The organism is Pararhizobium gei (genome assembly GCF_029223885.1).
GTDB classification, from domain to species: Bacteria; Pseudomonadota; Alphaproteobacteria; order Rhizobiales; family Rhizobiaceae; genus Pararhizobium; species Pararhizobium gei.
On sequence record NZ_CP119409.1, the window covers coordinates 1409096 to 1428531 of the forward strand.

Annotated in this window: 17 protein-coding genes; 10 read left to right on the forward strand and 7 right to left on the reverse strand. The window is 61.8% G+C overall.

The genetic code is table 11. The features are described 5' to 3' along the window. Positions 1–54: 54 nt before the first annotated feature. Positions 55–1356, reverse strand: a complete 1302-nt coding sequence (locus tag PY308_RS06605) for a M16 family metallopeptidase (RefSeq protein ID WP_275789419.1) — start codon at positions 1354–1356, stop codon at positions 55–57. 16 nt (positions 1357–1372) lie between these two features. Beyond that, positions 1373–2779: a threonine synthase gene (gene thrC / locus PY308_RS06610; RefSeq protein WP_275789421.1), complete on the reverse strand. Its 1407-nt coding sequence runs from the start codon at positions 2777–2779 to the stop codon at positions 1373–1375. Positions 2780–3043: 264 nt separating this feature from the next. Here thrC and PY308_RS06615 point away from each other — a divergent pair, with 264 nt between their 5' ends. Continuing rightward, positions 3044–3595: a hypothetical protein gene (locus PY308_RS06615; protein WP_275789423.1), complete on the forward strand. Its 552-nt coding sequence runs from the start codon at positions 3044–3046 to the stop codon at positions 3593–3595. A gap of 51 nt (positions 3596–3646) precedes the next feature. Here PY308_RS06615 and PY308_RS06620 read toward each other — a convergent pair whose 3' ends face one another. Next, positions 3647–4342 (reverse strand): HAD family hydrolase, encoded by a 696-nt coding sequence (locus PY308_RS06620; protein WP_275789425.1) that lies wholly within the window; start codon positions 4340–4342, stop codon positions 3647–3649. Between the two features lie 206 nt (positions 4343–4548). Here PY308_RS06620 and PY308_RS06625 point away from each other — a divergent pair, with 206 nt between their 5' ends. Next, on the forward strand, positions 4549–5058 hold the full coding sequence (locus PY308_RS06625) for a DUF1284 domain-containing protein (RefSeq protein WP_338051077.1): 510 nt from the start codon (positions 4549–4551) through the stop codon (positions 5056–5058). A 109-nt stretch (positions 5059–5167) separates the two neighbouring features. Further along, a complete protein-coding gene (locus tag PY308_RS06630) occupies positions 5168–6298 on the forward strand; it encodes a site-specific DNA-methyltransferase (RefSeq protein WP_275789427.1) in 1131 nt (376 codons plus the stop codon). Between the two features lie 395 nt (positions 6299–6693). Here PY308_RS06630 and PY308_RS06635 read toward each other — a convergent pair whose 3' ends face one another. From PY308_RS06635 to mutY, 4 genes are all read right to left on the reverse strand, one after another. Then, positions 6694–7755, reverse strand: coding sequence for a calcium-binding protein (locus PY308_RS06635; RefSeq protein WP_275789429.1), 1062 nt, complete (start codon positions 7753–7755; stop codon positions 6694–6696). A gap of 110 nt (positions 7756–7865) precedes the next feature. Further along, the gene (locus tag PY308_RS06640; protein WP_275789431.1) at positions 7866–8234 is read right to left on the reverse strand and encodes a nuclear transport factor 2 family protein; all 369 of its coding nucleotides are present in this window, start codon (positions 8232–8234) and stop codon (positions 7866–7868) included. A 4-nt stretch (positions 8235–8238) separates the two neighbouring features. Next, the gene (locus tag PY308_RS06645) at positions 8239–8856 is read right to left on the reverse strand and encodes an HAD family hydrolase (protein ID WP_275789433.1); all 618 of its coding nucleotides are present in this window, start codon (positions 8854–8856) and stop codon (positions 8239–8241) included. Then, the gene (mutY, locus tag PY308_RS06650) at positions 8853–9968 is read right to left on the reverse strand and encodes an A/G-specific adenine glycosylase (protein ID WP_434064209.1); all 1116 of its coding nucleotides are present in this window, start codon (positions 9966–9968) and stop codon (positions 8853–8855) included. The genes PY308_RS06645 and mutY overlap by 4 nt, the downstream gene beginning before the upstream one ends. Before the next feature lie 87 nt (positions 9969–10055). Here mutY and PY308_RS06655 point away from each other — a divergent pair, with 87 nt between their 5' ends. The 7 genes from PY308_RS06655 (at position 10056) to PY308_RS06685 (ending at position 19404) form a co-directional block, all read left to right on the forward strand. Next, a complete protein-coding gene (locus PY308_RS06655) occupies positions 10056–10571 on the forward strand; it encodes a DUF721 domain-containing protein (protein ID WP_275789435.1) in 516 nt (171 codons plus the stop codon). 140 nt (positions 10572–10711) lie between these two features. Beyond that, the gene (locus tag PY308_RS06660) at positions 10712–11605 is read left to right on the forward strand and encodes a DsbA family protein (RefSeq protein ID WP_275789437.1); all 894 of its coding nucleotides are present in this window, start codon (positions 10712–10714) and stop codon (positions 11603–11605) included. Between the two features lie 276 nt (positions 11606–11881). Then, complete coding sequence (locus PY308_RS06665) at positions 11882–15346, forward strand: chromosome segregation SMC family protein (RefSeq protein ID WP_275789438.1); 3465 nt, start codon at positions 11882–11884, stop codon at positions 15344–15346. Positions 15347–15399: 53 nt separating this feature from the next. After that, complete coding sequence (locus PY308_RS06670) at positions 15400–15642, forward strand: AbrB/MazE/SpoVT family DNA-binding domain-containing protein (protein WP_338051078.1); 243 nt, start codon at positions 15400–15402, stop codon at positions 15640–15642. After that, the gene (locus PY308_RS06675) at positions 15639–16043 is read left to right on the forward strand and encodes a PIN domain-containing protein (RefSeq protein WP_275789440.1); all 405 of its coding nucleotides are present in this window, start codon (positions 15639–15641) and stop codon (positions 16041–16043) included. Before PY308_RS06670 ends, PY308_RS06675 begins: the two co-directional genes overlap by 4 nt. Before the next feature lie 159 nt (positions 16044–16202). Then, positions 16203–18869 (forward strand): pyruvate, phosphate dikinase, encoded by a 2667-nt coding sequence (ppdK, locus tag PY308_RS06680; RefSeq protein WP_275789443.1) that lies wholly within the window; start codon positions 16203–16205, stop codon positions 18867–18869. A 112-nt stretch (positions 18870–18981) separates the two neighbouring features. Then, positions 18982–19404 carry a YciI family protein gene (locus PY308_RS06685; protein ID WP_275789445.1) on the forward strand — a complete coding sequence of 141 codons (423 nt, stop codon included), beginning with the start codon at positions 18982–18984 and terminating at the stop codon, positions 19402–19404. Positions 19405–19436 lie beyond the last annotated feature (32 nt).

Here is a 19436-nt window from a genome sequence, read left to right on the forward strand (position 1 = left end):
CGTCATGCGGGAGGGCAGGCCTGTGAAGAGCGCCCACCATCGCTTCGGCAAGGTTTAGCCGTTTGCCGCGCGGGCGCGCACCGTGCCGCGAGATAGACCGCCGATGATGTCGCCCATAGACGCCAGTTTGTCCACCGGGCCGATAGCGGACAGTGTCGGCACCGTGTCGAAGAACAGACGCCCGGCCAAATCGGTCAGGCGCTCGACGGTTATGCCGGACAGGCGCTCCATCAATTCCTCGTTGGGAATAGGGCGGCCGTAGAGCATCATCTGACGGGCGATCTGGCCGGCACGGGCGGCGGGGCTTTCCTGTCCCATCAGAAGCTGGGCGCGGATCTGCGCACGGGCCCGGTCGATTTCCTGTTGCTCGATGTTCATCGACGACTTGCGTAACTCGTCGATTATGACGGGCATCAGTTCCGGCAGGTTTTCGCCGCCGGTCGCCGCGTGAACGCCGAAGATGCCGGTATCGGAAAAGCCCCAATGGAAGGCATAGACCGAATAGCACAGACCGCGATGTTCGCGCACTTCCTGGAACAGGCGGGATGACATGCCGCCGCCGAGAATGTTGGCAAGAATCTGCGAACAGTAGAAATCGCGGGCGTGATAGGCCTTGCCCTCGAAGCCGAGCAGCACCTGCGCGTCCATCAGGTCGCGGTCCTCACGCACGTCGCCGCCGGTATAGTGGGCTGTGTCCGCGACCGGTGCCACGACCGGCTTTTGCGGCAGGCCGGCGAAACGGTCTTCAACCTGTCGCACGAAGCTGTCATGATCAACCGCACCGGCGCCGACCACGAACATGCGATCGGTGGTGTAATTGCGGTCGAGATAGCTGCGGATCTGCTCCGGTGTGAAGGACAGGACCGTGTCCGGCGTGCCCAGGATCGGACGGCCGATCGTCTGGCCGGCGAAGGCGGTTTCGGCAAATTTATCGAAGACGACATCGTCGGGCGTGTCGTTGGCGGCTCCGATTTCCTGCAGGATGACCTGCTTTTCGCGCTCCAGTTCCTCCTCGTCGAAGGCCGACTCCGTCAGAATATCCGCAAGGATATCGACAGCAAGCGGAACGTCGTCCTGGAGAATGCGGGCGTAATAGGACGTGGTTTCCGTGGATGTGGCGGCATTGACTTCGCCGCCGACATTCTCGATCTGCTCGGCGATCTCGCGGGCCGTTCGCCGCGCCGTGCCCTTGAAGGCCATATGCTCCAGGAGATGAGCAATTCCGTGCTCGTCCGCGGTTTCATCCCGGGAACCGGATTTGATCCAGACACCGAGCGCGACGCTTTCGAGATGCGGCATGTTTTCGGTGACGACGGTCAACCCGGATTGAAGCCGGGTGCACTCAACTTTCATCATCTGTCTTTCTGCGTCCTTACTTCAGGATGCGTGCGTGCTCGCTGATATAGGTTTCAACGGCTTTCAGCTCCGGCTCCAGAATATCGAAACGCTCCTCCCTGACCATCAGATCAGCAAGCCACGTTGGAAGCGCCGGGTCAATACCGCTCGCCGATTTTACTGCGTCGGGAAATTTTGCCGGATGTGCCGTCGAAAGCGTCACCATGGGGGCATTCGGTTTTTCATGCTCGGCCGCAACGAAGACGCCGATTGCCGTGTGCGGGTCCAAAAGATATCCGGTCGTGTCCAGGGTCGAGCGGATGGTCATTTCCACCTCTCCTTCCGAGGCGCGGCCGGCCTTGAAGACTTTGCGGATGGCTTTCAGCGCCTGTTTCTCGATCTCGAAGCCGCCCGATTGTTTCAGGTTCGCCATGGCGCCGCGCACCTTGGAGGCATCGCGGTCATAGGCCTCGAACAGCAGCCGTTCGAAGTTCGAGGAGATCTGGATATCCATGGAGGGCGAGGTGGTCGCCTTCACGGCGCGCATCTCGTAGCGGCCGGTTTTCAGGGTGCGGGCAAGAATATCGTTTTCGTTGGTGGCGACGATCAGCCTGTCTATCGGCAACCCCATCTGTTTTGCCACGTAGCCTGCAAAGATATCGCCGAAATTTCCGGTGGGCACGGTAAAGGAGATTTTCCGGTCCGGTCCGCCGAGTGAAAGCGCTGTCGTGAAATAATAGACGATCTGGGCCATGATCCGGGCCCAGTTGATCGAGTTGACGCCGGACAGGGCGACGCGGTCCCGGAAGGCCGTATCGTTGAACATGTCCTTGACGAGGCCCTGGCAGTCGTCGAAATTGCCCTTGATGGCAATTGCATGGACATTGGCCGCCTTGGAGGTGGTCATCTGATGCTGCTGTACCGGCGACACCTTGCCATGCGGAAAGAGAATGAAGATGTCGGTGCGGTCGCGGCCTGCAAAAGCGTCGATCGCGGCCCCTCCGGTATCTCCGGACGTCGCGCCGACGATGGTGGCGCGCTCGCCGCGTGTCGTCAGAACATGGTCCATCAGCCGCGCCAGCAACTGCATGGCAACATCCTTGAAGGCCAGCGTCGAACCGTGGAACAGCTCCATGATGTAAGCATTCGGGCCGGTCTGGACGAGCGGCACGATCGCCGGGTGGCGGAAGGTCGCATAGGCCTCATTGATCATCGCCCGGAAAATATCGTCCGGAATTTCGCCGTCGATGAAGGGCGACAGGATGGTGAACGCGACTTCCTGATAGGATTTTCCCCGCAATGCACGGATGTCCTTCTTCGAGAAGCTTGGAAAGGACTTCGGCACGTAAAGGCCGCCGTCGCGGGCAAGGCCGGCCATCAAGGCGTCGCAAAAACCCAGCGAAGGGGCTTCGCCCCGCGTCGAGACATATTTCACCGTCGTCATCCTTCGTCGTCTGCATGCCAGCCGCGGCGGAAACAAACCGGCGCTGCTGTGCCCTTTCGGGCGATGCTCGTCACATCTTAACGGATGCTGAAAAAGTGATTTCGGTCGAGAGACTCCAATCGATTTTTCAATGCGTCGCTGCTATAGACCATCGCCAAGGGTCTTGAAAGGCTCAAGTTGCAGGGGCGGACAACCGGAAAATTCCTTATTTTGCGGTCAGTCAGGCGCTGCGGCGTACAATCGCAAGGCAGAGGATATAGTCAGGTGTTTGGTAAAATCTCCAGCCGTCTTCTCGTAGTTTCACTTCTCGCCGTCGTCGCCGGCTGCAACAAGACAGATACGGGTGGCGCCATCGATGCCGGCGGAAGCGCCGCAGCGCCGACGCCCGCCGTCGTTCAGGGGGCATGCCCGCAGGTCTATCTGCTGGAAGGCACCGCCGTTCACCGTTCCTATGCCAAGGGCGCCAAGGACGATCCGACGCAGATCATCTACCAGGCCTCGCTTGCCGACACGACCCGCCAGTGCGTTCAGAACGAAACCCAGCTCATCATGACCATCGTCGTCCAGGGACGGGTGGTCGCAGGCCCGGCCGGGGGCGCCGGCACGGTCAATCTGCCAATCCGCATCGCCGCGACCGATAGCCAGAACACGCTTTATTCCGAGCTGACCCAGTATCCGGTCGATGTTCCCGCCAGCGGGGCGGCGCAGTTCATCTTCACCAAGACCGATGTCGTCATTCCCGGCGGCGCCGGGACGTTCGCCAAGGTCTATGTCGGCTTCGATGAGGGTCCGGTGAAGGGCAAGAAGACGAAATAGGCGGCAGGAGCGCGGGAGCCTTCGAAGCTGCCGCGCCCTGTGAAACCGAACTCAGGCCATCAGCGTTTCCGACCATTCCGATAGTGCCGCGATCACGCCCGGAAAGGCGCTCATCCGGGAAATCACCGTTTCCGCGCCGGCTTCCGTCAGCTTGTCGGCGTGTGACGGATAGGTATGCGAAGCGCCGGTGAAGCCAACGACGCGCATCCCGGCCGCAACGGCGGCGTGGACGCCGTGAACGGAATCCTCGATCACCAGAACGCGGGACGGATCGACACCGAACTGTTTTGCGCCATGCAGAAAGATGTCAGGCTTCGGCTTTACACGGTCTTCGCCAAGGTCGCGGGCGGAGTAGATATGCGCCCCGAAATGATCCTTGATGCCCACTTTGGTCAGCATCATCGCCAGCCGCTTCGACGTGGAGTTGGAGCAGATGCAATGCGGCAGCTTCATCTGCGCCAGCATTGGTTTGACGCCCTCGATGATCTCGACGTCGCTGGAAAGGCGCTGGTCAAGAATGGCCTCGTTCTTGCTGATGAGGTTGGCCGAAAGCGGGATGTCCGCCTCTTTCTCGATGGCAAGCAGCGTGTTGTGCCACGTCATGCCCGCAAAACGCTCTGCCATCTCCAGCGTGCTGATCGGATAGCCGGCCTCGGTCAGAAGCCCGGCTTCGACCTCGCTCGCGATGATTTCGGAATCGACCAGAACGCCGTCGCAATCGAAGATGATGAGGTCAATGCTGGTCATATCGGGAAATGTCCTTGGGAAAGCCAGAGCCTTGGGGGGTGGCGCCGATGTACACGATGCCGCCCGAAAGCTCAACCGCCTAGGGTGGGAGGCTGCCATGCGCGAGGCGGCCAGGCAGACCGCCCGGCTTGTTTCGTTGCGATCCGAAGATTAGAAAAGTTGGCATCACGGCCTGTGCCGTCCCCAAGGATTGCCGTCGAGGCCCCATGACCGTTCGCCTGCGCTCGCATCACCTTCTCTGCATGCTCACTTTCGTCGGCAAGGGATACACGCAGGCTTTCACCGAAAATTATATCCGAATCGCCGCCCGTCTTACCGCGGGCGAGGATATTCTCGTGGTCGAAGGCCCGGACGATGTCTGCGCGCCGCTGCTTGGCGAAGCCGACGCACATTGTCGGCGCGGCAGCGTCACGGAGCGCGACCGCTGCGCCACCCGGGCGGTGGAGAACTTGCTCGGCATGGCCGCCGGCCCCGGCGCGTCGATCCGCCCGGATGCCGGTTTCCTTCTGACATTGCGCAACGCATTCGGGGCCGGGTCTATCCGAAAGGGGTGCGACGGGTGCGAATGGTTGGCGCTCTGTACGGGCATCGCCGCCACCGGTTTCGATGACGTGCTGGTGACGGCATCCGGCTCTCCGCCGGACAGCCAACGGAAAGCATTCGCGAATTTCTTCCACCAGAAGGATCACGGCGGAACAGATCGACCACGAAAATAGCCATCCCCCTGTATCATCTTGCAAATTTCAACGCCGTCTTCAGCCTTTGGTAACCAAGTTCGGTAACCATAAGCCGATCAGTCCGAGTAAGCGTATTTGCGAGTTGTCCATGTCCTCAGTCGTCTCTTTGGCCGAAATCTCCCGTGGCACCAGCCCTGCCGGCTGGATGAATTCCATCATCAAGGGCGACTGCGTCGCAGCCCTCGAAGCGCTGCCCGACAATTCCGTCGATGTCGTCTTCGCAGACCCGCCCTACAATCTGCAGCTCGGTGGCTCGCTGCACCGTCCCGATCAGTCACTGGTCGACGCCGTCGATGACGAGTGGGACCAGTTCGTGTCCTTCGATGCCTACGACGCCTTCACCCGCGCCTGGCTGCTCGCCTGCCGCCGCGTTCTGAAGCCCACCGGCACGCTCTGGGTCATCGGCTCCTACCACAATATTTTCCGCGTCGGCGCCACCTTGCAGGATCTCAACTTCTGGATCCTCAACGACATCGTCTGGCGCAAGACAAACCCCATGCCCAACTTCAAGGGCCGTCGGTTTCAGAACGCCCATGAGACGCTGATCTGGGCGAGCCCCAGCGCCAAGGGCAAGGGCTATACGTTCAACTACGACGCCATGAAGGCCGCAAACGACGACGTCCAGATGCGTTCCGACTGGCTCTTCCCGATCTGCTCGGGCAACGAGCGTCTGAAGGGGGAGGACGGCAAGAAGGTGCATCCCACGCAGAAGCCGGAAGCTTTGCTGGCCCGCATCCTGATGGCCTCCACCAAGCCTGGCGATGTCGTGCTCGATCCCTTCTTCGGGTCAGGCACCACCGGTGCGGTCGCCAAGCGCCTCGGCCGCAACTATGTCGGCATCGAGCGTGAGCAGAGCTATATCGACGCGGCTGCCGAGCGCATCGCGGCGGTCGAACCGCTCGGCAAGGCGACCCTTTCCGTGCTGAGCGGCAAGAAGGCCGAACCGCGCGTCGCCTTCAACACGCTGGTCGAAAGCGGCCTGATCAAGCCCGGCACCGTACTGACCGACGAGCGCCGCCGTCACAGCGCCATCGTGCGCGCCGACGGCACGCTGGCAAGCGGCGGCGAGGCCGGCTCCATCCATCGTCTGGGCGCCAAGGTTCAGGGCTTCGACGCCTGCAACGGCTGGACTTTCTGGCACTACGAGGACGCAGGCAAACTGCGGCCTATAGACGATCTGCGCGCCATCGTCCGCAAGGATATGGCTCTGGCCCACTAACATCGGCCAGGCAGGACTCCACTTTGAAAAACGCCGCGCGATTCCTAAGGGAGGCGCGGCGTTTTCGTGTCGCAAACAACGTTCTGATCAAGCGAAACAGGATATCTGCAGCCAGTCCCTCCGCTGAAAAGTCGAAATATTTAGAACAATTTAACCATCCCGGATCTAGATTGTCTGCAGGCCGAATGCGTGATCAACCGCGCGACGGCCAGCGCCAAACCCCCAACGGGAACGGCTATCGCTTTACGGACAGTCTTTTCCCGGTTTCGTACCTTCAGTCCCGGGAAAAGACTTAAACGCCCGGACTCCGAAAGGCGTCCGGGCGTTTCGCTTTGCAGCCATGAAAAAGGCCCCGCCGGCGGCGAGGCCCTCGATAGTTCGGGCTGGGTCAAGCCTCAGAGAATGAAATCATCGGCGTACATTGTGGAGACACCGTTGACCTTGATATGGAAGTCGCCGGAGCCGTTGCCGTCCGTATCGCCGGAGATGATGCCGCCGCTGTAGCGCAGTTCGCCGGCAATTCCATGAAACGACTGGCCGCTGATGAACTTGAAGCTCTGGTTGCCGCTGCTCAGTTCGTTGGCATCGATCGACCTCAGGTCCACCAGATCGTTCTCGGAGGCGTGGAAATCCTCGATGACATCGCGGTTTGCACCCACGACCGAATCCGACAGCGCATTGAAATCGAAAAGGTCGGCGCCGGTGCCGCCGTTCAGGTAGTCGATGCCGGAACCGCCGGCCAGAAGGTCGCTTCCGGAGCCGCCGATCAGGTCGTCGTCACCGCTGCCGCCGTAAAGATTGTCATATCCGGCGCCGCCGTACAGATCGTCGTTTCCGCCCAAGCCGAAGAGATCGTCGTGACCGCCAAGGCCCTGGAGAATGTTGCGGCCGCTGCTGCCGGTGAGGTCGTCATTGCCGCGATCCGTGCCGGTCGCGTTCTCGATGCTGATCAGAACTTCGAGGTGACCGGATGTCGTCGAGGCTCGCTGTGCGCCAAGATCGACGGTTACGCCCTTGCCGCGCTGCGTTTCGTAGCTGTCCTGCAGTTTATAGCTGATCGTATCGGTGCCTGTGCCGCCATTGAAGTAGTTGTCGACACCGACCGATTCAAAGCTGTCATTTCCGGCTTCGCCGTAATACCTGCTGGCTTCCGTATCGACCGAAAAGCGGTCGTTGCCGTTGCCGGCCTTGACGATGTCGTAGCTGCTCGAATCGCCGGCGCGAATATCGGCCACGTAGAAATCGTTGCCGTCGCCGAGGAAAATGTCGTTGCCGCCCTCGTAATAGTTCAGCACGTAATCGTCGCCGCTGCCGGCTTCGACCGTGTTGAAGCCGCCCAGGCTGTCGGTGCGGTTGAGATAGATGTCATCGTGGCCGTCATAGCCGTAGATGGTGACCTCGGCATAGCCGTTCTGCTTGATGATATCGTCACCGTTGGTGCCGCGAAGTGTCGCCATGATGTCTCGTCCTTATCTCATTGGATGGATCTGATGCAGCGGATCATGGCCCGGCAAAGGTGAATGATAGCTGAACCAATTGCGGCGATTCGGTGATATAATTGAGGCGCTTAGGTTGGGTAATCGGTGACGGTGACGCTGATGATCCTGCCCCGCCCGTTGAATGTGATCACCTCTTCGCCGCGCCGTTCGAGCTTCATTCCGGTCTTCGTGCTCGTCGCCGCGAGATGCCAGACCGATCGTGACGTAAAAGCCGATAGGGCCTCGATCCCGCTGTCTTCTGCGACCTGGTCTGGGTATTCCTCGAAATAGCCGCGGAACGCCGCCATGATCGCTGAACGTCCCCGGAGATCGCCGACTTTCCCCGAGATGTAGATCGCATCCTCGGCGAAAAAGCTGTCGATCGCGGCAAAGTCCAGCGCGCCGATGGCCGCATGAAAGTCCTGTGTCAGTTGCACCGGATCGAACATCGCTGTCATGTTGTCACACAGTCACGCCATAGGCCAGGAGATCGGCCTGCAGCGTCTGCGGATCGGTAAACTGCACGGCATGCCAGCCGGCAGCGCGCGCACCCTCCACGTTGGCCGCGCTGTCGTCGATGAACAAGGTCACGGACGGATCGAGACCGAAATTCTCGGCGTGGGTTCTGTAGATTTCCAGATCGGGCTTGATCAGCCGCGCCTCTGCGGAAACCGTGACGCCGCGCGGCAATGTGAGAAACGGAAAAAGCTTCAGGGCTTCCTTGAACGTGTCGGAGGCGAAATTGGTCAGCAGCGTGACGTCATAGCCCTTGGCGATCAGGCTTTCCATGATCGAGACGCTTTCGACATAGGCATGCGGCACCATCTCGTGCCAGTGCTTGCGGAAGGCGCGGATATTGTCCGCATGGACCGGATGCGCCGATATGAGAAGGTCCTCGGCCTCCCGCCAGTCGCGGCCGCGGTCTTGCTCCATGTTCCAATCGTGTGTGCAGACATTGGCGAAGAACCACTGGCGCTCCGTGTCGTCCGGTATCATCCGGCTGAACGGAATATGCGGATCGTAATGGATCAGCACCTTGCCGATGTCGAAGACGATGTGACGGATCTCGGCGTTTGTCATTCCTGTTCTCCTCCTCTAGCAGCGAGAGGCCTGCCATCGAAGGCATGTGGTATAGCCTGTGCAATCGCTTTTTTCATGACGGTCGGCAGCGCCTGCGCGCTCAGTGAGGCAAGGGGCTCCCACCAGCCGTTTCCCGTTTTGTTCCCGGCTGCGACATTCGCCCGGTACACCGATAAACGCAACTCGAAATGCGTAAAAACATGCGTGATCGTCCCGCACGGTTCCCAAGGGCCTGCGAAAGGCTGCGCATCGATGGACGTCTTTCCGTCGATGCGCGCCGTCCATGGGGTTCCGGGCACCTCCGTCATGCCGCCGAGAAGTCCGGTTTCGGCACGCTTTTGCAGATAGACAGCGCCACCCGGGTCGCTTGCCACGAAAGCGGCCCCGACACGCAGCGGTTTCTCCTTTTTAGCCGCCTTGCGCGGAAAATTCTCCGGCTCGGCCGTCCGGAAGGCCAGACAGACGGCGTTGAACGGACAGAGTGCGCAGGCGGGGCGTCTCGGCGTGCAGATCGTCGCGCCCAGATCCATCATGGCCTGCGCGAAATCGCCGGGCCTTTGCGCCGGTGTCATCGCCGCCACCAGCGCTCGCATCTGCGGCTTGGCGGCCGGCAAGGGCGTTTCGACGGCATAAAGACGCGAGATCACCCTCTCGACATTGCCGTCGAGCACCGCGCTCTGCCGGTTGAAGGCGATCGCGGCGACGGCGGCGGCCGTATAGTCGCCAATGCCCGGCAAGGCCTTCAGACCCTCTTCCGTATCCGGGAAGCGGCCGCCATGGTCGCGCGCAACCGCCTCGGCACATTTCTTCAGGTTCCGGGCGCGGGCATAATAGCCAAGCCCCGCCCAGGCTTTCATCACCTCTTCCGTGTCGGCCGCAGCGAGATCACGGACATTTGGCCAGAGCGCCAGGAATTTGTGGAAATAGGGTTTGACCGCCTGCACTGTCGTTTGCTGCAGCATCACTTCCGACAGCCAGACATGATAGGGGTCGGCAACGACGCCCTGCCGTGCCATCGGTGGCGAAACGCGCCAGGGCAAGTCGCGGTGATGTCGGTCATACCAGGCAAGAAGCTGGCCGGCGGCGTCGATGGTTTCGAACAGATGCTGCATGATTTGCCGTAGGAGTGATCGGGGTCTATACTTGGCGGATGGTTCGCCTGCCTTCAAGGCGGAAATCGAAATGCGGAAGCCCTTGTCTTGAAGCAACCCTTTAGCCGCCGCGGCGCAGCGCAGATCAGCGAGATCGCGAACGGTCTGATCGATCCGGTGCTTGCCAAGCGGGCCGGCATCAACACCTTGCTGCTTGGTTCCTGGGACGAGATTGCCGGCGAGGAGTTCGCCGATTGCACGCGGCCCGAAAAAATCGCCTGGCCGCGACGCGCCTCTGAAATGGCCGGTAACGGCGGTTACCAGCCCGGAGTCCTCACCGTTGCCTGCGAAGGTGCCCGCGCGCTGTTTCTCACCCATGCGCAGGGCGAATTGATCCAGCGTATCAACGGCTTCTTCGGCTTTCCGGCGATCAGCCAGATGCGCATCGTTCAAAAGCCGGTGTCGCCGCCGCAAAAACGCCAACCGAAGCCAAAACCGCTGACGGGTGCGCGCGCTCAGCACCTGGAAGACCTGGTCGGCGGCATCGAAAGCGATGCGCTGAAGGCGGCGCTGACGCGGCTTGGCACTGCCGTTCTGTCGGCGGGCAAGAAGGAACGGGCTTGAAAGGCTTGCGAAAAGCGGTCGGCAATCATCAGCCGGTCACAATTGTTTGAATTGTGATGAACGTCAGCCCCTTGTCGCGTCGGGCGCGGCAAGTTATCGACCTGATGACCTTTTATTCCTCCCCTTGAGACAGGTGAACCATGTCCATTTCCAAATTCAGCCCCGTCAAGCGTCTGCTGTCCGGCGTCGCCGTGGCTGCCATCGCCGTCACGCTTGCTGCCTGCAGCGACGAGAAGAAGGATGCGGCTGCCAAGACGCCGGCTGCTGAAACCGCGGGCGCAGTTGCGCAGACCGAGGGCCAGCCGGCCGGCGGCTCCATGATGGCGGCAACCAAGACGGAAGTGAAGCCCGCCGACACCATGATGACTTCCTCTTCCATGTCCTCTGCAGCCAAGCCTGCCGATGCCGCATCGGCAGAGGCCGGCCAGACACAGATGGCGCAGGCGGCGGCTCCGGAAGCCAAGGCCGATCTGCCGCAGGTTCAGGGCGAGGTCGATGTCGCCAAGCTGATGGAGCCGGGACCGTTGCCGGAAATGGCGATCGGCAAGGCCGACGCACCGGTGACGATCGTGGAATACATGTCGATGACCTGCCCGCATTGCGCCGCTTTCCACAACAACAGCTTCGATGCCATCAAGACGAAATATGTCGATAGCGGCAAGGTCCGCTTCGTCATGCGCGAATTCCCGTTCGATCCACGCGCGGCGGCGGCCTTCATGCTGGCGCGCTGCGCGCCTGAAGGCCAGTATTTCCCGATGGTCTCCATGCTGTTCAAGCAGCAGGAAACCTGGGCTGCCGCACCGAACGGCCGGGATGCCCTGCTGCAAATGTCGAAACTCGCAGGTTTTACACAGGACAGCTTCGAGGCTTGCTTGACGAACCAGAAGCTTCTGGATGATGTGAACGCCACGATGCAGAAGGGCGCGAACGATTACAAGGTTCAGTCCACCCCGACCTTCTTCATCAACGGCAAGCAATATTCCGGAGACATGTCGGTTGACACCATGTCGGCCCTTATCGACGCATCGCTCTGACCCTTCCCGTTTCCAGCAAACGACCGGCGGGCGCGTTGTTGCGCCTGTTGTTGTCTGGAGTGTGCGGAGGCTTCCCCCCCTCTGTCACTGCGTGACATCTCCCCCTCAAGGGGGGAGATCATTCTTTTCCCTCGCCACTCTCCCCCTCACTCTCGTCGTGAGGAGAGCACGGTGCCCGTGGCCAATCTCCCCCCTTGAGGGGGAGATGTCACGCAGTGACAGAGGGGGGGAAGCCTCCGCATATTCGGCACTCCGCAGGCGGCAGGGCCTCACCCCATGAAGTTCACAAAGCTCCGTCTCCTCGGCTTCAAATCCTTCGTCGAACCCTCCGAATTCGTCATCGAGCGCGGATTGACCGGTGTCGTCGGGCCGAACGGGTGCGGCAAGTCCAATCTTGTCGAGGCGATGCGCTGGGTGATGGGGGAGAACTCCTACAAGAATATGCGCGCGTCGGGCATGGACGACGTCATCTTTTCGGGTTCGGGAAACCGGCCGGCGCGAAACACCGCCGAGGTCGGCCTTTATCTCGACAATTCCGACCGCACGGCGCCGGCCGCCTTCAACGACAGCGACGAAATTCAGGTGACGCGGCGGATCGAGCGGGAGAATGGCTCGGTCTACAGGATCAACGGCAAGGAAGCCCGCGCCAAGGATGTGCAACTCCTTTTTGCCGATGCCTCCACCGGCGCGCGCTCCCCATCCATGGTCGGCCAGGGGCGCATTGGCGAACTGATCGCGGCAAAACCGCAGGCGCGCCGGCAGTTGCTCGAAGAGGCGGCGGGCATTTCCGGCCTGCACTCGCGCCGGCATGAGGCCGAACTGCGCATGCGCGGCGCGGAAACGAATCTCGAGCGGCTGGAGGATGTTACTTCGCAGCTTGAAAGCCAGATCGAAAGCCTGAAGCGTCAGTCACGCCAGGCCAACCGCTTCAAGATGCTGTCAGCCGATATCCGGCGCCATGAGGCGATGATTCTGCATATCCGCTGGGTGCAGGCCAAGGAGGCGGAGGCCGAAGGCGAAAGCCACCTCAACCAGGCGACATCGCTGGTGGCCGAAAAGGCTCAAAGCCAGATGGAGGCGGCCAAGGCACAGGGAATCGCCAGCCTGAAATTGCCAGAACTGCGTGAAGGCGAAGCCCGGGCGGCGGCGGCATTGCAGCGTCTGCAGATTGCCAAGGCGCAACTCGAGGAGGACGCAGGCCGCATCCTGCGCCGTCGCGACGAATTGCAGCGCCGCCTGTCGCAACTCGCCGAGGATATCGCCCGCGAAGAGCGGCTTGTTGCCGACAATGCCGACATTCTCGCCCGGCTGGACGAAGAAGAGGCGGAACTGCGCGATCTTTTGGCCGAGGCCGGCGATCGGGCGGAGGAGGCCCGCGAGCGGCTGGAGCAGGAAGGCGAGGCGCTGCAGGAGAGCGAGGCGCGGCTGGCTGTGCTGACATCGGAGCGGGCCGAGGCGCATGCGGCGCGCAACCAGTTCGAGCGAGCCATCCGCGATCTCTCGGAGCGCCAGTCGCGCCTTGCGCGCCAGCTTGCGGATCAGAACCGCGATCTTGCCGATCTCGACCGGCAGATCTCCGCTCTTCCCGATCCGCAGGAAAAGCGGGAGCAGGTCGAGGCAACTGAGGCAGCCCTGGAGCGGGCCGAGGCGACGATGTCCGATATTGAGGACGCGCTTGCCGATGCCCGCGGGATGGAGCTTGAAGCCCGGCCGCCTGTGGATGCTGCCCGCGCGCGGCTGAGCGGGTTGGAGACCGAGGCGCGCACCATCCGGCGCATGCTTTCGGCCACGGCAATTCAGGGGACTGCGCCGCCCGTCGTCGATGATATCGAAGTTGACCGGGGCTTTGAAGCGGCGCTGGGGGCTGTCCTCGGAGACGACCTCGAATCGCCGCTCGACCGCCGGGCGCCCGCCCATTGGCGTTTGCCTGGAGATGGCTCGGGCGACCCGCACCTGCCTGTCAGTGCGGTTCCTCTGTTGCAGCATGTCCGCGGACCGCGGGTTCTTGAGCGCGGCCTGCTCCAGATCGGGATCGTCGAGAGCGACAGTGTGGCGGAAGCGCTTCTGCCGCTGCTCAAAACCGGCCAGCGGCTGGTGACCCGCGCCGGCGCGGTGTGGCGCTGGGATGGTCATGTGACCGGTGCAGACGCGCCGAGTGCGGCGGCGCTCCGTCTTGAACAGAAGAACCGGCTGGCGGAACTCGAAGGTGAAATCGCGACAGCGCAGGATGCGCTGAAGGTTGCAGAAGCGGCCCTCGGCGCCGCAAGTGTCCGCATCCGCACCGAGGACGAGCGCCTGCGCCTGTCGCGCGACGAACAGCGCATGATCGTCCGCAGACTGGCGGAGGCACGCGAGGCGCTTGCCGCCGCCGAGCGCGCCTCCGGCGATCTCGTGCGCCGCCGCGCTGTGCTTGCAGAAACCGTCAGCCAGCTCGCTCTGCAAAGCGAGGAGATTGCCGGGCAGATGGAGGCTGCGCGGGACGCGCTGGACAGTGTGCCCGATGGGGTTGATCTCGATCGTGCGCTTGCCGGCCAGACCGCGATTGTCGCGACCGACAGGGCGCGGGTCGCGGAAGCGCGCGCGATCAATGATGGGTTGGCACGGGAAAACGAAGCCCGCGAGCGGCGGATCCGCACGATTGCCGCGGAGCGCCAGACCTGGGCGGCGCGGGCGAGAAGCGCCGACGAGCATATCGAAACCCTGCGCGAGCGGGAGAACGAGGCGCGCGACGAGGTCGAGGCTTTGCTCGAAGCTCCCGACGTGTTCGATGACCGGCGCCGGGCCCTTATGAACGAGCTGGCGAAGGCTGAGCTGACCAGGCGTCAGACAGCCGATCTTCTGGCGATCGCCGAGACGCGGTTGCGCGATGCCGACCGGATTGCGACCACGGCTCTGTCCGAGCTTGCCGAAACCCGCGAGCGCCGCGGCCGCGCCGAAGAAAGGCTGGTTTCGGCCCGCGAAAAGCGCGTTGAGGTGGAGGCGCGTATCCGCGAGGCTTTAAGCTGCGCGCCGCACGAGGTTATGCGCCTGACCGGCCTTGCCGCCGATGCGAGCCTTCCCGATATCCGCCAGATCGAGCGGGAACTGGAGCGGCTGAAGATCGAACGTGAGCGGCTGGGCGCGGTCAATCTGCGGGCCGAGGAGGAGCAGAAGGAGCTTTCCGACAAGCTGGATGCGATGCTGAAGGAGCGCGAGGACGTGATCGACGCGATCCGCAAGCTGCGCTCGGCCATCCAGAGCCTCAACCGTGAGGGCCGGGAGCGGTTGCTGGCTGCATTCGATGTCGTCAACGCCCAGTTCCAGCGGCTGTTTACCCATCTCTTCGGCGGCGGCACGGCGGAACTGCAACTGATCGAAAGCGAGGATCCGCTCGATGCCGGCCTTGAAATCCTTGCCCGTCCGCCCGGCAAGAAGCCGCAGACCATGACGCTTCTGTCCGGCGGCGAGCAGGCGCTGACGGCCATGGCGCTGATCTTTGCCGTGTTCCTGACCAATCCCGCGCCGATCTGCGTGCTCGACGAAGTGGATGCGCCGCTCGACGACCACAATGTCGAGCGCTACTGCAATTTGATGGACGAAATGGCGGCCTCCACGGAAACACGCTTCGTCATCATCACCCACAACCCCATCACCATGGCCCGCATGAACCGCCTGTTCGGCGTCACCATGGCCGAGCAGGGCGTGTCGCAACTGGTCTCCGTCGATCTCCAGACGGCCGAGCAGTTAAGGGAAGCGGTTTAGCGATCTGTTGCTGAGGTTTGGCGTGAATGATATACATCGGAAAAATGTATATCATGGAGGATGTCATGCAGGTATCGAAATGGGGAAACAGCTTGGCTGTAAGACTGCCCAAGAAACTGGTTGAGGATATGGCGCTTTCAGCCGGCGACGAACTCAAAGTGGTCGAGGTGGAAGACCGGACGATCGTTGTCGAGAAGGTCGATCGCAAGGCTGAATTCTTGCGGGAAATCGAAAAGTTCAGATGGGAGCTGCCTGCTGATTACAAGTTTGATCGCGAGGAGGCGAACGAACGTTGAGGGCTTTCTTCGATACCAACATCCTCGTTTATGCATTTTCGACTGATCCGAAACGGGAACAGGCGAATGCCACGATTGCGGAAGGTGGCGTCATAAGCGCGCAGGTTCTCAATGAACTCACCCATGTTTTTCGCAGGAAGCAAAAAAAAGAATGGCCGGCCATCGAGGCCGCGCTGAAATTGATGACATCGCGTCTGGCGGAGATTGTCCCGCTCACCGCCGAACTTCACGCGGCAGCACTCCCCATTGCTCGCGACCACGGCCTGACCATTTACGACGCCTTGATCGTCGCCGCCGCCATGGAGGCGGGCTGCGACACCCTGTTCAGCGAAGACATGCAGCACGGGCGCACCTTCGACCGTCTGACGATCCGCAATCCCTTTCTGGGTACGTCTGCCTGATATGGACATGGAAAGTGCTTCCGGCAAACGGGTCCGTCTTCACTATCGAAAACAACCACCTCAAAAATGTTGCGTTGCAGCATTTTTCTTGAACCCGTGCGGTTTGGATGCAATGAGTGTACGGTGATCTCGGTGGGAGCCGTAGGGTGGAGAACAGTCATGACCAAATGGGTATACACCTTCGGCGGCGGAGAGGCCGAGGGAAATGCCGGCGATAGTCACCGTCTGGGTGGTAAGGGCGCCAATCTGGCGGAAATGTGCAATCTGGGCCTGCCGGTGCCGCCGGGGCTGACGATCATCACGGACGCCTGTGCCTGCTATCACGATGGCGGCCGCATCCTACCGGACGATCTCAAGCAGCAGGTGACCGCCGGCCTGCGCAAGATGGAGGCCGTAACCGGCCGCGCCTTTGGCGATACACAAAAGCCGCTGCTTCTGTCGGTACGCTCCGGCGCCCGGGCCTCCATGCCCGGCATGATGGATACGGTGCTCAATCTTGGCCTGAACGACCGCACCGTGCAGGCGCTTGGACACGATTCCGGCGATGCGCGTTTTGCCTGGGACAGCTATCGCCGCTTCATCCAGATGTATGCCGATGTGGTCATGGGTCTCGATCACGAGGCCTTCGAAGAAATTCTTGAGGACGAGAAGGGCCGGTTGGGCCACGAGAACGATACCGAGCTTTCCGCCGTCGAATGGCAACACATCATTTCGCTTTACAAGCGGGTGATCGAGGAGGAACTGGGCGAGGCCTTTCCGCAGGACCCGCAGGTGCAACTCTGGGGAGCGATCGGCGCGGTCTTTTCAAGCTGGATGAACCCGCGGGCCGTCACCTATCGCCACTTGCACAATATCCCCGCAGCCTGGGGAACCGCAGTCAATGTGCAGGCCATGGTTTTCGGCAATCTCGGTAATACGTCGGCAACCGGGGTCGCCTTCACCCGCAACCCCTCGACGGGCGAGAACGAGCTTTACGGAGAATTTCTCGTCAACGCGCAGGGCGAGGATGTCGTCGCTGGCATCCGCACGCCGCAGAACATCACCGAAGCCGCCCGCATCGGCTCCGGCTCCGACAGGCCATCGCTGGAAAAGCTGATGCCGGAAGCTTTCGAGGAGTTCAAGGCGATCTGCCACAGGCTCGAAACCCACTATCGGGACATGCAGGACCTGGAATTCACCATCGAGCGCGGCACGCTCTGGATGCTGCAGACCCGCTCTGGCAAGCGCACCGCCAAGGCGGCGCTGAAGATCGCCGTCGACATGGCCGAAGCCGGCATGATCACGCAGGAACAGGCCGTCTGCCGCATCGATCCCGCTTCGCTCGACCAACTGTTGCATCCGACCATCGACCCGCGGGCAAGGCGCGACATCATCGGCTCAGGCCTGCCGGCATCGCCGGGTGCGGCGACCGGCGAGATTGTCTTCACCTCGGAAGAGGCGGTGCTGGCCCAGAAGGAAGGCCGCAAGGTCATCCTCGTGCGCGTCGAAACGAGTCCTGAGGACATTCATGGCATGCACGCCGCCGAAGGCATCCTGACCGCGCGTGGCGGTATGACCAGCCATGCGGCCGTGGTGGCGCGCGGCATGGGCATCCCCTGCGTTTCGGGCGCCGGCAATCTGCGTGTCGACGCCCGCAACGAAGTCCTGATCGGCGTCGGTGGAACGCTGAAGAAGGGCGAGGTCATCACCATCGACGGCTCCTCCGGCCAGGTGCTGAAGGGCGTGATCCCCATGCTGCAGCCGGAACTCTCCGGCGATTTCGCCCGAATCATGGCCTGGGCGGATGCCAGCCGCCGCATGACGGTGCGCACCAATGCGGAGACCCCGGCGGACGCCCGTGCGGCCCGCTCCTTCGGTGCGGAGGGCATCGGTCTCTGCCGCACGGAGCACATGTTCTTCGAGGGTGAGCGCATCAATGTCATGCGCGAAATGATCCTGGCTGCAGACGAGGCCGGGCGGCGGGCGTCGCTCGCCAGGCTTTTGCCGATGCAGCGCTCCGACTTCAGCGAACTCTTCTCGATCATGCACGGCCTGCCGGTGACCATCCGCTTGCTCGATCCGCCGCTACACGAATTCCTGCCGAAGACGGATGCGGAAATCGCCGATGTCTCGACCATTCTCGGGCTGAAGGCGGCCGAGCTTCGCCAGCGTGTCGACGCCTTGCACGAATACAATCCCATGCTCGGCCATCGCGGCTGCCGGCTGGCAATTTCCTACCCGGAAATCTGCGAGATGCAGGCGAGGGCGATCTTCGAGGCGGCTGTCGAGGCCGCGCGGGAAACCGGAGCGGCCGTGGTGCCGGAGATCATGGTGCCGCTCGTCGGCCTGAAATCGGAACTCGATTATGTCAAAGCCCGCATCGACGCGGTGGCGAAAGAGGTGATCGGCGAAGCGGGCATCGAGATCGAATATCTGGTTGGCACAATGATCGAACTGCCGCGTGCAGCCCTGCGCGCCCATGTCATCGCCGAGAGCGCCGATTTCTTTTCCTTCGGCACCAACGACCTGACGCAGACGACCTTCGGCATTTCCCGCGACGATGCTGCACAGTTCCTCAACACCTATATCCAGAAGGGAATTGTCGATCAGGATCCCTTCGTTTCGCTTGATTTCGACGGCGTCGGCGAGCTTATCCAGATCGCCGCCGAGCGCGGCCGCCGCACCAAGAACGGCCTGAAGCTCGGCATCTGCGGCGAACATGGCGGTGATCCCGCCTCCATCCGCTTCTGCGAGGAAACCGGCCTCGACTACGTCTCCTGCTCGCCCTTCCGCGTTCCGATCGCGCGGCTCGCGGCGGCACAGGCGGCAATCATCGGCAGGGGATGACAGGGCTACAGAATTTCCCGGAAAAAATTTGGCGTCCTGTCGAATCCACCGTAGCCCGTTCGTCATGGAGTGAGGAAGGCAAGACTGGCTTCCGTTTCAAAGGAGAAGCAGAATGCGTGTGATGGTGATGGTGAAGGCGACGGTGGACAGCGAGGAGGGCGTCATGCCGACGTTGGAACTGTTGGAGGCGATGAGCGCCTTCAACGGGCAACTGGTCGAAGCCGGAATCCTGCTTGCGGGCGAAGGTTTGAAGCCGTCGTCGCAGGGCAAGCGTGTCGCTTTTGATGGCCCGGGCCGGACCGTCATCGACGGTCCATTCGCCGAAACCCGCGAACTTGTCGCAGGGTTCTGGCTCTGGCAGGTCAAGGATCTGGACGAGGCCGTGGAATGGGTCAAACGCTGCCCCAATCCGATGTTCGGTCCGAGCGAAATCGAAATTCGTCCGGTCTACGAGGCGTCGGATTTCGGCGAGGAGATGACCCCGGGCATGACGGAGCAGCTGGAAATCATGCGCGAGAAGACCTCGGGCGCCTGATACAGCCGTTGCCCGTGTTGACTCAGGCGAGA

Bases quoted from the DNA above. Each gene is read 5' to 3' on its own strand.
- PY308_RS06605 (WP_275789419.1), bottom strand. From the start codon at position 1,356: ATGATGAAAGTTGAGTGCACCCGGCTTCAATCCGGGTTGACCGTCGTC.
- thrC (WP_275789421.1), bottom strand. From the start codon at position 2,779: ATGACGACGGTGAAATATGTCTCGACGCGGGGCGAAGCCCCTTCGCTG.
- PY308_RS06620 (WP_275789425.1), bottom strand. From the start codon at position 4,342: ATGACCAGCATTGACCTCATCATCTTCGATTGCGACGGCGTTCTGGTC.
- PY308_RS06625 (WP_338051077.1), top strand. From the start codon at position 4,549: ATGACCGTTCGCCTGCGCTCGCATCACCTTCTCTGCATGCTCACTTTC.
- PY308_RS06630 (WP_275789427.1), top strand. From the start codon at position 5,168: ATGTCCTCAGTCGTCTCTTTGGCCGAAATCTCCCGTGGCACCAGCCCT.
- PY308_RS06635 (WP_275789429.1), bottom strand. From the start codon at position 7,755: ATGGCGACACTTCGCGGCACCAACGGTGACGATATCATCAAGCAGAAC.
- PY308_RS06640 (WP_275789431.1), bottom strand. From the start codon at position 8,234: ATGACAGCGATGTTCGATCCGGTGCAACTGACACAGGACTTTCATGCG.
- PY308_RS06645 (WP_275789433.1), bottom strand. From the start codon at position 8,856: ATGACAAACGCCGAGATCCGTCACATCGTCTTCGACATCGGCAAGGTG.
- mutY (WP_434064209.1), bottom strand. From the start codon at position 9,968: ATGCAGCATCTGTTCGAAACCATCGACGCCGCCGGCCAGCTTCTTGCC.
- PY308_RS06660 (WP_275789437.1), top strand. From the start codon at position 10,712: ATGTCCATTTCCAAATTCAGCCCCGTCAAGCGTCTGCTGTCCGGCGTC.
- PY308_RS06665 (WP_275789438.1), top strand. From the start codon at position 11,882: ATGAAGTTCACAAAGCTCCGTCTCCTCGGCTTCAAATCCTTCGTCGAA.
- PY308_RS06670 (WP_338051078.1), top strand. From the start codon at position 15,400: ATGGAGGATGTCATGCAGGTATCGAAATGGGGAAACAGCTTGGCTGTA.
- ppdK (WP_275789443.1), top strand. From the start codon at position 16,203: ATGACCAAATGGGTATACACCTTCGGCGGCGGAGAGGCCGAGGGAAAT.
- PY308_RS06685 (WP_275789445.1), top strand. From the start codon at position 18,982: ATGCGTGTGATGGTGATGGTGAAGGCGACGGTGGACAGCGAGGAGGGC.